Genomic DNA, 13,733 nt, shown 5'->3' on the forward strand with positions numbered 1-13,733 from the left:
ATCGGGGAATCTCAGAAGCTTGGCCGACGCACCCGCGCCCAACACCGACCGTTGCTTCGGCTGCGGGTACGACATCACCGGCCTGCCCGCAACCGCGAACTGCCCCGAGTGCGGCTCGCCGGTTGAATAATCACTGCGCGGCGATCTCCTGCTGTTTCGCAGCCCGAAGTATCTCGCCAGACTCCGCCGTGGCGCGCTGCTCGTCGAATCCTCGATCAACCTCATCGTCGGTTCGAATGCGCTCTTCTTGGTCCTTGTCTTCGCAATGGCAATGGCGAACTTGTCGTCCAGCATCTTGTTCGACATAGGCATGATCACTTCTCTGCTCGCCACGATGGCGGGCGTGATTCTCTTTCCGGTGGGCTGGTGGCTGTTGAGCGCGCCCGATCCGGGGGTACCCAGCGACGCTACCGGCCATCGCGTGCGCAGCCTGATCCGCATAACTGTTTTCGTTGCCGCTCTCTCTGCGATGGCAATTACAATGCAGCAGGTCGCCTTCCCAAACTGGTGGGCTGCGCCGCAGTCGCCGCTCGCAAACCATTCAGGCCTCATCCGCTCCTTTTTGCAATTTGCGTCGGTCGCGGCATGGATTGTTCAGTTCTTTACCGCGATGATCTATATACGCTGGCTCGCCATGTTGATTCCGAGCCCGCGTATCTACAAACGGGCGCGATTGTTGATGTGGCTCGGTCCATTGCTTTGCCTTTTTTACTGGGCAGTCATCCCAGCCCTGATCGCCGCGATTCTTTATTCCAACCTGTTCTCGTGGGTGAAAGAGGCGCTCACGGAGATCGCCAAGCAGCAGAAACCCATACAAGTCCCTGCGGAGTAGCGCGAGTGGAATGCACTGCCTTCATTTGATGAACGCTCATGCCCACGGTTCGGATCTCCGAATCCCTGCCGATTTGTACACTCTTTCCCCATGACCGATCTGACCCCAGCTGTCGCCGAAGTACGCCCCTGCATCAAGTGCGGATACAACCTGCAGGGCCTTCCGGCAACCGGAAATTGCCCCGAGTGCGCCACGCCGATCGAGCGCTCGCTGCGCGGCGACCTGCTCGCGTTCAGCGATGCGGCGTACCTTCGCGCGCTGCTGCGAGGCGTGACGTTCATTATGGCGGGAATCCTTCTCGTCATCTTGAACTTCATCATCGGCATCGCGCTCGTGGCCGTGATCGGACCGGGCGCGACAATTCTTTCCGGCGTGATCGGACTCGCCGCCAGCGGAATCTCCATCTACGGCTACTACCTGTACAGTTCGCCCGATCCCGGCCAGCTGAGCGAGAACCGGGGTGAGCAGCCCAGGCGGATCGTTCGGATCATGCTGCTTGTTTCAGTTGTCGCGGCGATCGCGCAGTTCGTGCTTTTGATGATCGGCGATGGAGGCGCGGGGATGACCACAGGTTCATTGAGCGGCGCCGGCGGGCTTCAGTTGGTCGCCAGTGCGATCGGCGGCCTCGCGTGGATCGTGCAGTATTTCGCGGTGATGCTTTACACCAGGTGGCTCGCACCGCGCATACCGAGCGAGCGGATCGCGAAGCGAGCCAAGCTCCTGATGTGGCTCGGACCGGTTCTCTTTGTGTTCTTTCTCTGCTTTCTCGCGCCTCTGATCGCCATGATCATGTACTACAACATGTTCAGCTGGATGCGCAAGGACCTGATTGCCCTCCTCAAGGGCGCTGAGCCGCCGAGCGTGGCTGCGATGATGTATTAGCTCGCGGCTCTGCGTTCAAACTGCTTTACGCGTCCACCAGCTCCGCCAGCAGCCGCGTTCCCCAGCCTGTCGGCCCGTCAATGAACGCGCCCTTGTTGCCGTCGGCGACGTGCACGCCCGCGATGTCGAGGTGGCACCACGGGATGTTGTCTTCGACGAAGTAGGAAAGGAACGCGGCGCCCTGGATCGGGTGCGCCTTGCGGTTCGCGTTGCTGTTGAGAATGTCCGCCACCGGGCTCTTCATGAGGTCGCGGTATTCCTGGTGCATCGGCAGGCGCCAGACGCGCTCGCCGCTGGCGGCGCTCGCAGCCTCCACCTTTGCGCGGAGCGCATCGTTCTCGCAGAACATGCCCGCGAACGTGCTGCCGAGCGCGACGACCACGCCCCCGGTGAGTGTCGCGAGATCGATGATCGCGCTCGGGTCTTCCTTCTCGCAGGCCCAGCAGAGCGCATCGGCGAGTACGAGCCGGCCCTCGGCGTCGGTGTTGGTCACTTCGACCGTCACGCCGTTGCGATAGGTAATCACATCGTCCGGACGATAGGCCTCCTCGTTGATGCTGTTTTCCGCGATCGAGAGAAGCGCGACGACGGGCCGGCTGGGCTGTATGACCGTCGCGATGGCGTGCATCGCACCGAGCACAGCGCACCCGCCGTCCTTGTCGCGCTTCATGCCCACCATGCCGTTATTGATCTTCAGCGACAGGCCGCCCGTGTCGTACGTCATCGTCTTGCCGATGAGCACCAGCGGCTTGGCGTTCTTGTTCTTCCCTTTGGGCGAGTATTCCAGCCGCACCAGACACGGCTTGTACATGCTCCCCTTGCCGACATTGATCAGCCCTTCCATCTTCTCGCGTTCGAGCGCCGCGCCTTCCAGCACGCTGAACTTGAGCCCCACCTTCTTCGCCATCGACCGCGCCTGCTGCGCCATGTACGAAGTCGTCGCGATGTTCGGCGGAGTCTGGCTCAGCGTGCGGCAGAAATTCGCCGAGACGGCCAGCCCCAGACCCCGCTCCACACCCGCGCCGAATTTGGAATCACTCGACGCCACGTCCAACTTCGTCCTCGGGCTGACTTCTTTCCCCTTGGCATCCTTCTTCTTTGTCACGCTCCCCTTGAACTCATCGCACACCCAGCCGATGAGCCCGAGTCCTTCGCCGACCGCACTCCCGGCGCTCGACGCGGAGATGCCGGCGCCCGAAGATTTCACCGCGCTCGCGAGCTCGATCGTCGCGCTCGTCGCCTTTGCCGCGGCGAGTCTTCGACCGATCACGCCCCCGACGAACCGGAGCGTCTCGGTGCTCAACTTGTCCTTCTTTCCAAGCCCGACGACGATGATGCGCGTCTTGCCCCCGCTGCCGGCGAACGCTTCGACCGTCGAGCCCATCGCGCCCTCGAACTCCGGACGCGCGATCGCGTTCTTCACCGCCTCGCTCGCCCCCCCACCGACGCCCGCCACGATCTTCCCCGTCGCGGCATCGAGCACGGGCTTCGAACCTTCCTGCCTGGAGTCCGAGGAAAAAACGCCGACGACGAGCGCGGCAGTCTTGGACGATTTGGTGGTGTAGCGAATCGAATCGAACATGTTCTTCCCTTTCGAGCCTGCGTAAGAAAAACGAGCCGCAAGTCTACGTTGCTCGTGTACCCGATCGAGTTACACTCGTTGCGATGCCCGAACCGCAAAGGCCGGCAAATCCGAGCGCCCGCCCCGATTCGCTCCACGCGCCGTGGCGACAGGACTACATCGAATCGCTCGACGAGAAGAAGCCCTCGACGGGTTCGTTCCTGCTCGACTACTGGCAGCACCCGGAGCGCGACGAGGCGAACCACGTCGTGGTCCGCACCGATGTCGGGATGATCCTGCTCAATATGTACCCTTACTCGGGCGGGCACCTGCTTGTCGCGCTCGGTGAGGCGCGCCCATCCTTGCTCGATTACTCCGCCGAGCAGCGCGCGGCGCTCTGGCGACTCACCGATCTGGGCGCCGAGCTCATGCGGCTCGCGATCAACCCGCAGGGAATCAACATCGGGGTCAACCAGGGGCGAGCCGCGGGCGCCGGGCTTCCCGATCACCTGCATGTGCATCTTGTGCCGCGCTGGAGCGGCGATGTGAACTTTCTCAACATCGTCGGCCACGTGCGTGTGATCAATACGTCGCTTGCCGTCATGGCCGCCCGCTACCGCGGGGCGTGGGAAGAAATCCGAAAAGCCGGGACGTTCTGAGTGTGGGGATCGCGGCCCACGACCGATCTTGACGGCTCGGCTACCCTTTGGAGCCGTGTGCCTCTTTTTCTTCCGTTCCCGTCCGATCGAGGAAGTTGCGCAGCGCATGCGTGACGAGCACAGCGCCTGGCTGACCGAGGCGCTGCGGCGAGGGCAGTTCGATCTGCCTCGGATACCCGTCAAACGCGCCGACTCGGGCGGATTCGATGAGTTCACGGCGACGACCCGCGGGCGCGCGATCTGCGAGCGCTGGTGGCGTCGAGCCTTCCGGGCGATCTTCCTCTAAGTGAAGCGGCCCACGGAGATTGCCGATGGGCGTATACGCTCACCGTCCGCGATCGGCCCCTCGTTCGCTCTGTCGGCCATTCCGATCGAACCCGCCCCGCAGGAATTCCCATGTCAGACACGTTACTTCGAACCAAGGCCTCTCCCAAGTGGCTCGGCAAGCAGATGATTTTCATCCTGGCGATCTGCGGCTTTGCGATGTGGGCGCTCTATGACGCGGCGATTGCCTACCCCAAGGGAGGTGAGCGGGCGGCCGACTTTCTGAAGTGGCAGTATCTCAAGGCCGCGCTCTCGCCCGGTGTGCTTGAGCGGACTTCTATCGAGGATCCGGAAGAGGATTTGCAGCGCCTCATCGAGCGCCAGAAGACCGCGACACTCTCGCCGGTTGAAACGGCCCGGATGAATTGGCTCGCTGCGCTCCGCAACGCCTCGCGCCTCGATCCATCCCGAACCCAGATCACCGATCCGCGCGGCACGCTCGAGGCACTCGAGCAGCGATTCAGCAAGACGACCGAAGCGCCCAAGGCTCTTTCGCGCCTCGACATTCCCGTTCAATGGGGAATCTTCTTTGTGTGCTCCGCCGCGGCACTGGCGATGATCGCCGTGCTCATTCGGACAGTCTCGACGGTCTTCCGTTTCGATCCCGAGTCCAAGACGCTGACGCTTCCGAGTGGACAGTCGATTGCCGCGACGGATGTCGTCGTCTACGACAAGCGCAAGTGGGACAAGTTCCTTATCTTCCTCAAGGTTCGCGAGGGCGCGCCTTCGCTCGGTGGCCAGGAAGTCAGGCTCGACCTCTTGCGGCATGTGCCCTTGGAAGAATGGGTGCTGGAAATGGAAAAGACCGCCTTCCCTCCCACAAGCGAACCTCAAGGGGAGGCCTCCCCTTCCGCCATGTTGATGACGCAGCCTTCCGTCGAAATGCCCAAAGCGTGACCGGGGTCGGCGGAGAAGCGCGAACCGGCTGCAAGTCGCGTCCGTATATGGGTTTGGCTGAAAAGCCGATCCATCTCCTCTCTCCTCGGTGTGCCGTCTGTTCTTTCGGACGGTACACTTGTTTTTGGTCCCAATTCGGGATTCCGGAGCGACTGGATCTGGCGCAGCTCACCGAAAAACCTGGTCGTCGTTCGCACTTAGTAAGGGCAATCCTTCTCGGTGGAATGCTTTCGGTCGCAGGGTGTCAAGAGCCCTTGCTCGCTCCGGATGAGCCGCGCAGTCAGTACGACCGTTACGACGCGGTGCGCGATCAGCGTGCGGCAACGGTTTATACCGACGAGTTTGGCTACAAGAGACCAAACCTGCGCGGTCGCTTGTTGCCCAAGGAATGAGGTTTCGAACATTTTCGGTCGGCTTTCGAAAAGGCCACCCACCGCGGCTTGTGGTCTGGTTCAAGCGTGACGCGAGCTGTTGATTTGTTTTCTGAAATGCGCGGAACAAACATCGCCGCGTGTCGAAAAAAAGTCTAAAGTTGCATGCTCAGCACGCGCCTTTCGCTGAATTGTGTGAGCGCGGCGCGACGATGAATATGCGTGTAACCGCCGGGGACCACTTGACCCCGGCGCGTATCGAGGACAGAGTGAACAGAGCGCCAGCAGGTGCTTTGCGCGAAGGAAGGGTGGATGCCCCGTAGTTCGAAGGCTCATGCCGGCAAGGATTTGTTGAGCGCCCGCTCCCGCAACGTCTGGGGCGCGCTGGTGGCGACGATGACGCTGCTTGGCGGTGCGCTGTACGCGATGGACGGCAAAGCCAGCCCGCGCATCGACGGAATGAATCTCCCTGCGCTGATCGCCCCGGCCGCCGCGACCAGTGTTGAGGTCATCTTCAACACCAAGGCTCCGCTCGATGCCAAGCAGTGGCAAGCCATTGTGATTCATCACACCGGTTCGCCGTACGCAACACCTCAATCGCTCGAGTCGGAAGCCCATGCGAATGGACTTGCCGGGCTCGGCTATCACTTCGTCATCGGGAACGGAAACGGCCTCGACGACGGTGAACTGCATGTCGGTTCGCGCTGGCTCCGCCAGCAACCAGGCGCCCACGCGATCGGGCCCAAGGCCGACTGGTACAACCGCAACTCGATCGGCATCTGCCTCGTCGGGAACGGTGACAGGGGTCGCTTCACCGACGCGCAAATGCGTCGCCTGACACAACTTGTCGATGCGCTCTGTCGCGAGCTCGACATCCCCCGTGAGCGCATCGTTCTGCAGGACGATTTGGTGAAAGGCGCCGGTCCGGGCCGCTATTTCCCCGGTGCCGCGTTCCGGGAGCAGCTCGCGCTTCCATAACAATGGGTGACGGCCGGAGCGTCGGCTCGGTACAAATCGAAAAACTCGGCCAAATAACCGTCGATCATGCGAAGCGGCTTGGAACCGTGATCGGTTTTTTGCCAATAAAGGCAACGTGAACACCGCCGCGGCGTTTGGGCTACCCGCAGGGCGAGCTACACTCGCGGCTGAAGTTCGGGTTCGGTCCGGACGACGAATGGAGTCCCCAGGTTCGAGCAGATGGCAAGACGGGGCGTTGTCCCGATTCTCGGGCAGCGGCGAGTGGCAGGACGAAAGATGAATTCACCAAGCGCCGGGATCGGGTGATCACGGCGGGCCGTTGCAATGGCGGGTGACAGCGGGAATGCGATTCCGGAGACGTGCTTGGAATGAGCCGCGTAGGGACCGAGTACAAGAAGGGCGAAACGGTCGAGGGATTCAAAGTCCTCTCCGAGCTCGGTCGCGGTGCGGCATCGGCAATCTACCTTGTCAAGGACAAGGAGAGCCATATCTGGGCGCTCAAGCACGTCGAGAAGCTCGAGCCCAAAGACCAGCGATTCCTGGATCAGGCCGAAGCCGAGTACCACGTTGCCCAGGCGATGGACCACCCGTCCATCCGCAAGATCGAAAAGATGATCAAGCGGGGCCGAAGCATGCTCAGCCTCGAGACCATTCACCTGTACCTGGTGATGGAACTTGTGGACGGGGTTTCCATGGAGGTCAAGCCCCCGAAGACCTTCGAGGACGCGGTCCACATCTTCGAGCAGACGGCCGAAGCCCTTCACCACATGCACGCACGCGGATTCGTGCACGCGGACATGAAGCCGAACAACATCGTGGTCACCGCCGATGGCACGGCCAAGATCATCGATCTCGGGCAGTCATGCCGGATCGATACGGTGAAGGAACGCATTCAGGGCACGCCCGACTACATCGCGCCGGAGCAGGTGCACTGCCGCCCGATCACGCCGAAGACCGACGTCTACAACCTTGGCGCCTCGATGTACTGGATTCTGACGCGCAAACACATCCCCACGGCGCTTGGAAAAACCGACAGCCTGCTCGGAAAGATCGACGACAGTCTGCTCGAGAAACCGGTTCCGGCACACACGCTCAACCCACGCATCCCGACGATGCTGGGTGAGTTGATCATGCATTGCCTCGAGATCGATCCGGAGAAGCGTCCGGCTGATATGAAGGTCGTCGCCGACCGCCTCAATCTCATCCGGGCCAAGCTCGTTGCGATGCGAACCGGACCCGCCTCCGAGACCAATGAGAGTCAGGAAGACTCCGCGGCCTGATCTTCGACCCCCATCCACCTGCTCCCAGCCGGCGTGATTCGACGCGCGGGGACGACCAAGACAGCCGATGTGTAGGCACCGGGATCCGCCGGATTGCGGACCCGTGCAGGGACGACAGCATTTGCAACCAGCCGCGATCGGACACCTCGGACTTCAGGACGCGTCGCAAGTATGCGAGTTGTTTCGCGCGGGTGCCGCGGCATGCCGGGACGCCAAGTGCAGGCGCGGCTCGATCGACGTGATCCGCGCACCGGGGCGGCTCATCGCGACCGGCGATCTGCACGACCACCCGATCAATTTCAAGAAACTTGTCGAGATTGCGGGGCTCGGAGGCGACGACCCCGCACACCTGACGCTGCACGAGATCATCCATCCGCCGAACCTGCTCAACGGTGTCGATTACTCGTATCGCGCGCTGGCGCGCGTGGCCTCGCTCAAGGCCGAGTTTCCGGAATACGTGCACGTGCTGCTCGGCAACCACGAACTTTCGCAGATCATGGGCGCGGGCATCGTCAAGGACGGCGTGAAAGTCGTTGATGCATTCAACGCGGGGCTCGAAAACGTGTTCGGCGAATCATCGGTCGAGGTGCTCGAGGCGATCCGGGAATTCGTGCTCGCGATGCCTCTGGCGCTGCGCTGCGAGTGCAACAAGCCGGACGGATCGCGCGGCATCGACATTCTCTGCGCGCATTCGCTCCCGGGTCTTGCCATGATGCAGCGCTTCGATCCGTCGGTGCTCGCTCGCGAACTCACGCGCGAAGACTACGAACCGCGCACCGGCGCGGCGCACATCATGATCTGGGGACGGGGATACGACGCCGAACAGCTCGAAGACCTGGTCGAGCGCTGGGGGATCAACCTGTTCATTCTGGGGCACGAAAAAGCGCCGGAGGGCGCATACCTGGTCCCGCCAAACGCCGTCGTGCTCAACACCGATCACGAGCGCGGCGTCTACCTGCCGATCGACCTGTCCGACCCACCGACGGCGGCGCAGGCGATGGAGCGGGTGGTGCAGATGAACGACACGGTCGTGGACTGAACAATCGTCCCGGATGCGAAGTCCGATGACCCCGTGTGATCGAGACGCCGGCCAGCGGTATTCCACGGTCTATTCGAACTGCACATCATCGAGATAGAACGTCACGGGCTTGCCTTGCCCACCGAGCGACCAGACGAGGCCGGTCTTGATGACACTGAGGTCTTTGCCGCGGAGATCGATTTCGTACTTCTGCCAGTCTTTCGTGAGCGTGATCGGCTTGGCGACGATCGCGGTGTCGTGATACTTCTTGTCCTTTGCGATCGTGCCGACCTTGATTTCGATCTTTTCGCCCCCCGCGTCGCCCCGCGCCCAGAAGGAAAGCCGCTTGGCGCCGGTGAGGTCGTAGCCGCCGGGCTGATCGCCCCAGTCATTCGCCGGGCTCTGATAGGCAATGCCTCCCCAGTTGTCGGGCGCGTTGTACTGCAGTTTGAGGCACGCGCTCCCGGAGTGCGGGTTGTCTGTGCAGGCGGGGTCCATTGAGATGGCGCCGGTATTGCCCATCCATCCCGACGCCGTGAACGGTCCTTCGGCGCTGTCGGAGTAGATCACGAACGGCAGTTTCGGCTTCGGCGCGGCGCTCGACTTCGGGCCGTTTACGTGGAGCGGCGCATTCGCCACCGCGCCACCACCGTGATTGTCAGTCACAAACGCGTAGAGCCGGTAAACGCCGCCTTCTTTCGGCATCTTTAGCGTGACTTCCGAATTCGACGACTGCATGATCGCCTCGGGATGTGAAGGTCGCTCCGAAACCGCATCGCCCCCCTCGCTCGGATCGAGCTCCGATTTGAGCACCCACTCCACCTTGATCGGATCATTCTCGGGGTCGGACGCCTTGAGCGAGGCCTTCACCGTGTCGCCGCCGTTCACGTTGTCCGTGCCCGCGATCTTGAGCGGCTCGACGACCGGCACGCGGTTGGCCGGTGGCTTTCCGGTCCAAACTTCCTGCAGGGCATCGATCGCGCCCGTGCGCTCTTTGCCGGGCGTCGGCAGGAACATACCGAACCACGTGAGCGTCGCTTCGCGCTTGTCGCCCCAGATGAACGCGTACGAGCCGAGGCAGAGCGGGCTCTTCTCGTATGCCGCCGCTGCGTCTCGGTAAACCGAGGCCTTTTCGGTGCTGGTTTTTTCAGGCGTCACTCCGTACGCGTTCTTCGGAGTTTCCCAAGTACCCGCCGGTCCGTACTCGCAGATGATCAGGGGCTTGGTCATGCCCGCGGCGGCGTATCGCTCGGGCACGCTCTTCGCTCCGCCATAGGCGTTGACGCCGACGATGTCGAGATCGGGGCAGTACTTCTTGATGCAGGGGAGTTTCTCACCGCCCATCTCGGCGATCACGGTCATCGTCGGATGGTTCGGATCGATCTGCTTGATCATCTTGGCGATGTCGTTGACGTGTTGCCAGATCTTCGGGTTGTCGCCCTTGGCGTACCCCTCCATCTCGTTGCCGATGCCCCACACGAGCACGGCCGGATGGTCCTTGTATTTCATGACCGCGGCTTTGGCTTTTTCGAACTGCGCTTTGACCGCTTTCTCGTCGCTGTAGTTGAAGCCGTGTCTCTCGTGCTCGAGCCAGATTCCGACGGCGACGGTCACCCCGAGTTTCTGTGCTTCGTCCAACTGGCGATCGATGTTGTCGGCACCCCAGGTGCGCTTGGAGTTGCCGCCGATCGCCGTGAGCGTTTCGAGGCTGCCGTCGCCCCCGCCGCCACGGATGAAGTACGGCTTTCCTTCCCGTATCAACTGCCACTTGCCGTCTTTCTGGACGAGATCGACTTTGACAGGGGCTGCAAAGAGCATCGGCGCGCACGCGAGCGCGGCAAGCATCGCGACAGCGGACAATTTGCGACGAAAGCGGTTGGGCGTCATTCGGGAAGTCTCCGGTGTCGGCTCTTGCGAGCGCCGAACGAATGAGCGTACATTCGTGAATCCGCCCGTTGTTCATGTAACAGAAGCGAATTCCGATGAAACTGAACCGCGTGAGCGCACGCGTGCCGCAGGTGTCCGAGAGATTCTTCGCACCGATCGCATCCGCTGGTCATTTGGCCGTTATCGCGGGCTCGTTTTCTGGCAAAACCCGGGGCACGAGAATCCCAAGAAGCACACATGGAACTCCTCGCGGCAGTGTGTGTCGGTCTGGGCTTGTCCGCCGCGGGGGGCCTGCGCATCTTCGTGCCGCTCTTGATCGCGGGGATCGCGCAGCGCCTGAATCTCGTGGAGCTCGCGCCTGCACTGGCGTGGACATCGAGCTGGGTCGCGCTCGGCGTGCTCGCGTTCTTGAGCGTCGCCGAAGGTGTTGGATACTGCATTCCGGCGGTCGATCATGCGCTGGATGCGCTGAGCGCACCAGCCGGCTGGCTCGCGGGCGCTCTCCTTTCAATCGGGCTCGTCGCGCCCGAGCTGCACGCCACGCTCGCTTCGGGCGACCATGTGAGCGGTCTGATCAATCAGACGCTTTACGCGACGGGCCTCGGCGCTGCCGCGGCATCCGGAATCGCTGCCGCGGGCATCACCCAGGCGACAAGCGCCGGCGGGCGCGTCGTCTCCACGGCCACCACCGGCGGTATCGCCAATCCGTTCTACGCCGCTGCTGAGTCGGTGCTCGCGACCGTTGCCAGCGTGCTCGCGGTTCTGACTCCCATCGTGCTTGCGATCGGTGCGATTCTGGTGGTCGGCGTCGCAATCGCACTGATCCGTCGAAGGCGGCGGTCGCTCGCACTCGCCTAGGCAATGCCCTGAAATCAATACGGTCCGGTGTTGGGCTTTGGTGAAGGCGCTGGCGCCGTGCCCGGATTCGCCTGCGTCGGCTTCTCGATCATCGAATCGGGCGTCGATTCCGAGGTGTCCTCACCCAATTCGCCGCGGATCTCGTTGATCGCATCCTGCTGATCCTGCCCGAGGATTTTGGGCAGAATGCGGATCGGCATCTGCGCGTACGCACGTTCGACGAGCAGAGACATGCGCTTGGCGCGCGAAACATCCTTCGGAACGCTCAGCCCGCTCGCGAATTCGGCGGGGCCGAGTTTGTCGGCGAAGCCCGGCGTCCGCCCGGTGAGCCGCATCGACGCGCTGTGGATCGTGCCGCCGAACGTGCTGTCGCCCGCCGTTCCGCTGGGCAGGAGGAAGCCTCCTCCTGAGTACATCCCCATCTGTCCATTGGCGAACACGATTTGGCGGACGGTCGCGGAAGTCGCGGAAAACTCGATCGGAGTGGAACCGGCCTTGGGCGCGAGGAACATATGAATCTGCACGAGGCTTCCGGAAAACTGGCTGAGGTCAGCGCCATCAGCAAAGGCGTCGGCAGGAAGGTCCGAGAGAAAGAAGTCGGCCGTGTTGATATCGGCGGACAAATACGCCTGGTATCGGGGCGTCATGTTCAGGACGTAGCCGGTTTCGGCCGAGGCAAGCGAGGTGCCGCGGGTCAATCCACCGCCAAAGACCCCGCAAGAAGCCGAAACACAGGCCGCGGCGGCTGCTGCCGCGAAGGGCACGTACCGGAGAATCAGGGAAGGGATAGGGGATCCGCGTTGGGGCATGATCTGATAGACTTGTACGGTATCGTGGCGGGCGGTCGGGGTTTTGGAATCTGCGTGCGGGGCCAGGAGCCACGTCGATGAACAAGGCCGAGAGCGTATCGAGTTTCAAGGCCGGGGCAATTCTCGCTTTGGCGATCGCCTCATTTTGCTGGGCGGCGCCGCCGGCGGCAATCCGAGCCAACACTCCCATGTCTTCGTTTCGGGGAGCCGGCAGTTTCGGGGTCACGCCGCGGCTTGGGCCATCCATGCCGATGAACAACGGGTTTGCGGGGCGTGGTTTCGGAACGACCGGCCGCATGTTTGCGCCTTCGAATCAGTGGAACGTGAAGCCCGACTACGTGCCCGGAACGCTTCCGGTGCTCAACTCGAACACGCTGCCGGTGCTGAATTCCAACACGCTTCCCGTGCTGAATTCGAACACGTCGCCGATGCTGAATTCGAACACGCTCCCGGTGCTCAATCCCAACACGCTGCCGATTCTCAATCGCGGGAATCAGGGCTTCCCGAGCGCGGTTCCGGGAGTTCCCGGCGTGCAGCCTGGATCCGTGCCGACGCCGCCGGGCGCGACGCAATTGCCAAACAACCCAAATCAGCCCTGCCCGACGCCGCCGGTGGTTTGCCCGCCGGGCTGGAATTGGTGGCCGTGGGGCTGGAATGGCTGGGTTGTTTGGAACGGATGGAACTACGCGGTGTATTGGAACGGGTATCCGATTCCGCCCTATGTACCCGGCCCGTTCGGTGGTCTGACGTATCTGTACGACCCGAATCTGCTTCCGGGGGCGACCCAACGCGCCATCGCGGAACAAGCAATGGCGGCGCCCGCGCCGGCGCCGAGCGCGTACGACTACGGCGTCGCGGCGTTTCGGGACGGACAGAGTGATGCCGCGGTGAAGTACCTCGCGGAAGCTGTTCGCAAGGACAAGGAAGACACCGGCGCCATGCGGGTGCTCGCGCTCGCGCTGCTCGACACACGCCAGCCAGACGATGCGGCCGCGATGATGCGCCGGGCGTATTCACTCGACCCGACGCTCTCCAACCGCGATCTGGATATCAACGCACTCGGGCTCAACGCGGCGCGGCGTTCGTCGTTGATCAATCGCTCGGTGGAGTATGCCAATCGAATCGGGAGCGCCTCGAGCTGGCTGATGGTGACGGTGTTGATGCAGGCCGACGGGCGATATGAGCTCGCACGCCGGATGCTCAAGCGTGCCGCGGATGCCGGGCTTGAACCGGACATCGCCAATGCGATGGATGCGGCGCTCGGCCTGCACATCCGCCAACCCCGCCAGGGCGGGGGCGGTGCGATGGGAAACCCCGCTCCCATCAAGTAGCACGCTCTTTGATCGCTCCATGACGCAGCCGCGTCACAGCCTCGCG

The 13,733-nt window shown here is 62.6% G+C and carries 14 protein-coding genes; 11 read left to right on the plus strand and 3 right to left on the minus strand.

Going from position 1 to position 13,733, the window contains the following annotated elements; genetic code table 11:
- The first annotated feature begins 265 nt into the window (after window positions 1-265).
- Complete coding sequence (locus KF691_00345; protein MBX3387880.1) at window positions 266-832, plus strand: hypothetical protein; 567 nt, start codon at window positions 266-268, stop codon at window positions 830-832.
- A gap of 90 nt (window positions 833-922) precedes the next feature.
- Window positions 923-1,714, plus strand: coding sequence for a hypothetical protein (locus tag KF691_00350; protein ID MBX3387881.1), 792 nt, complete (start codon window positions 923-925; stop codon window positions 1,712-1,714).
- Between the two features lie 25 nt (window positions 1,715-1,739).
- Here the strand turns inward: KF691_00350 and KF691_00355 are convergent, their stop codons facing one another.
- The gene (locus KF691_00355) at window positions 1,740-3,296 is read right to left on the minus strand and encodes a leucyl aminopeptidase family protein (GenBank protein ID MBX3387882.1); all 1,557 of its coding nucleotides are present in this window, start codon (window positions 3,294-3,296) and stop codon (window positions 1,740-1,742) included.
- A gap of 83 nt (window positions 3,297-3,379) precedes the next feature.
- On the opposite strand from KF691_00355, the gene KF691_00360 reads away from it, so the two are divergent.
- The 7 genes from KF691_00360 (at window position 3,380) to KF691_00390 (ending at window position 8,823) form a co-directional block, all read left to right on the plus strand.
- The gene (locus KF691_00360; GenBank protein ID MBX3387883.1) at window positions 3,380-3,934 is read left to right on the plus strand and encodes an HIT domain-containing protein; all 555 of its coding nucleotides are present in this window, start codon (window positions 3,380-3,382) and stop codon (window positions 3,932-3,934) included.
- Window positions 3,935-3,989: 55 nt separating this feature from the next.
- Complete coding sequence (locus tag KF691_00365; protein MBX3387884.1) at window positions 3,990-4,220, plus strand: hypothetical protein; 231 nt, start codon at window positions 3,990-3,992, stop codon at window positions 4,218-4,220.
- Between the two features lie 110 nt (window positions 4,221-4,330).
- On the plus strand, window positions 4,331-5,155 hold the full coding sequence (locus KF691_00370) for a hypothetical protein (GenBank protein MBX3387885.1): 825 nt from the start codon (window positions 4,331-4,333) through the stop codon (window positions 5,153-5,155).
- A gap of 224 nt (window positions 5,156-5,379) precedes the next feature.
- A complete protein-coding gene (locus KF691_00375) occupies window positions 5,380-5,547 on the plus strand; it encodes a hypothetical protein (protein MBX3387886.1) in 168 nt (55 codons plus the stop codon).
- A 291-nt stretch (window positions 5,548-5,838) separates the two neighbouring features.
- Window positions 5,839-6,504: an N-acetylmuramoyl-L-alanine amidase gene (locus KF691_00380; GenBank protein MBX3387887.1), complete on the plus strand. Its 666-nt coding sequence runs from the start codon at window positions 5,839-5,841 to the stop codon at window positions 6,502-6,504.
- Between the two features lie 368 nt (window positions 6,505-6,872).
- Window positions 6,873-7,784, plus strand: a complete 912-nt coding sequence (locus KF691_00385; protein ID MBX3387888.1) for a serine/threonine protein kinase — start codon at window positions 6,873-6,875, stop codon at window positions 7,782-7,784.
- 103 nt (window positions 7,785-7,887) lie between these two features.
- Entirely contained in the window at window positions 7,888-8,823 is a 936-nt protein-coding gene (locus KF691_00390; GenBank protein MBX3387889.1) for a metallophosphoesterase, read from the plus strand.
- A 69-nt stretch (window positions 8,824-8,892) separates the two neighbouring features.
- Here KF691_00390 and KF691_00395 read toward each other — a convergent pair whose 3' ends face one another.
- Window positions 8,893-10,689 carry a DUF4434 domain-containing protein gene (locus tag KF691_00395; protein ID MBX3387890.1) on the minus strand — a complete coding sequence of 599 codons (1,797 nt, stop codon included), beginning with the start codon at window positions 10,687-10,689 and terminating at the stop codon, window positions 8,893-8,895.
- Between the two features lie 237 nt (window positions 10,690-10,926).
- Here KF691_00395 and KF691_00400 point away from each other — a divergent pair, with 237 nt between their 5' ends.
- Window positions 10,927-11,547 carry a DUF4126 domain-containing protein gene (locus KF691_00400; protein ID MBX3387891.1) on the plus strand — a complete coding sequence of 207 codons (621 nt, stop codon included), beginning with the start codon at window positions 10,927-10,929 and terminating at the stop codon, window positions 11,545-11,547.
- Window positions 11,548-11,561: 14 nt separating this feature from the next.
- On the opposite strand, the gene KF691_00405 is transcribed toward KF691_00400, so the two are convergent.
- Window positions 11,562-12,356 (minus strand): hypothetical protein, encoded by a 795-nt coding sequence (locus KF691_00405; protein MBX3387892.1) that lies wholly within the window; start codon window positions 12,354-12,356, stop codon window positions 11,562-11,564.
- 77 nt (window positions 12,357-12,433) lie between these two features.
- Between KF691_00405 and KF691_00410 the strand changes: the two genes are divergently transcribed.
- Window positions 12,434-13,687, plus strand: a complete 1,254-nt coding sequence (locus KF691_00410) for a tetratricopeptide repeat protein (GenBank protein MBX3387893.1) — start codon at window positions 12,434-12,436, stop codon at window positions 13,685-13,687.
- The last annotated feature ends 46 nt before the right edge of the window (window positions 13,688-13,733 follow it).

The organism is Phycisphaeraceae bacterium (assembly GCA_019636555.1).
Taxonomy (GTDB): Bacteria; Planctomycetota; Phycisphaerae; order Phycisphaerales; family UBA1924; genus JAFEBO01.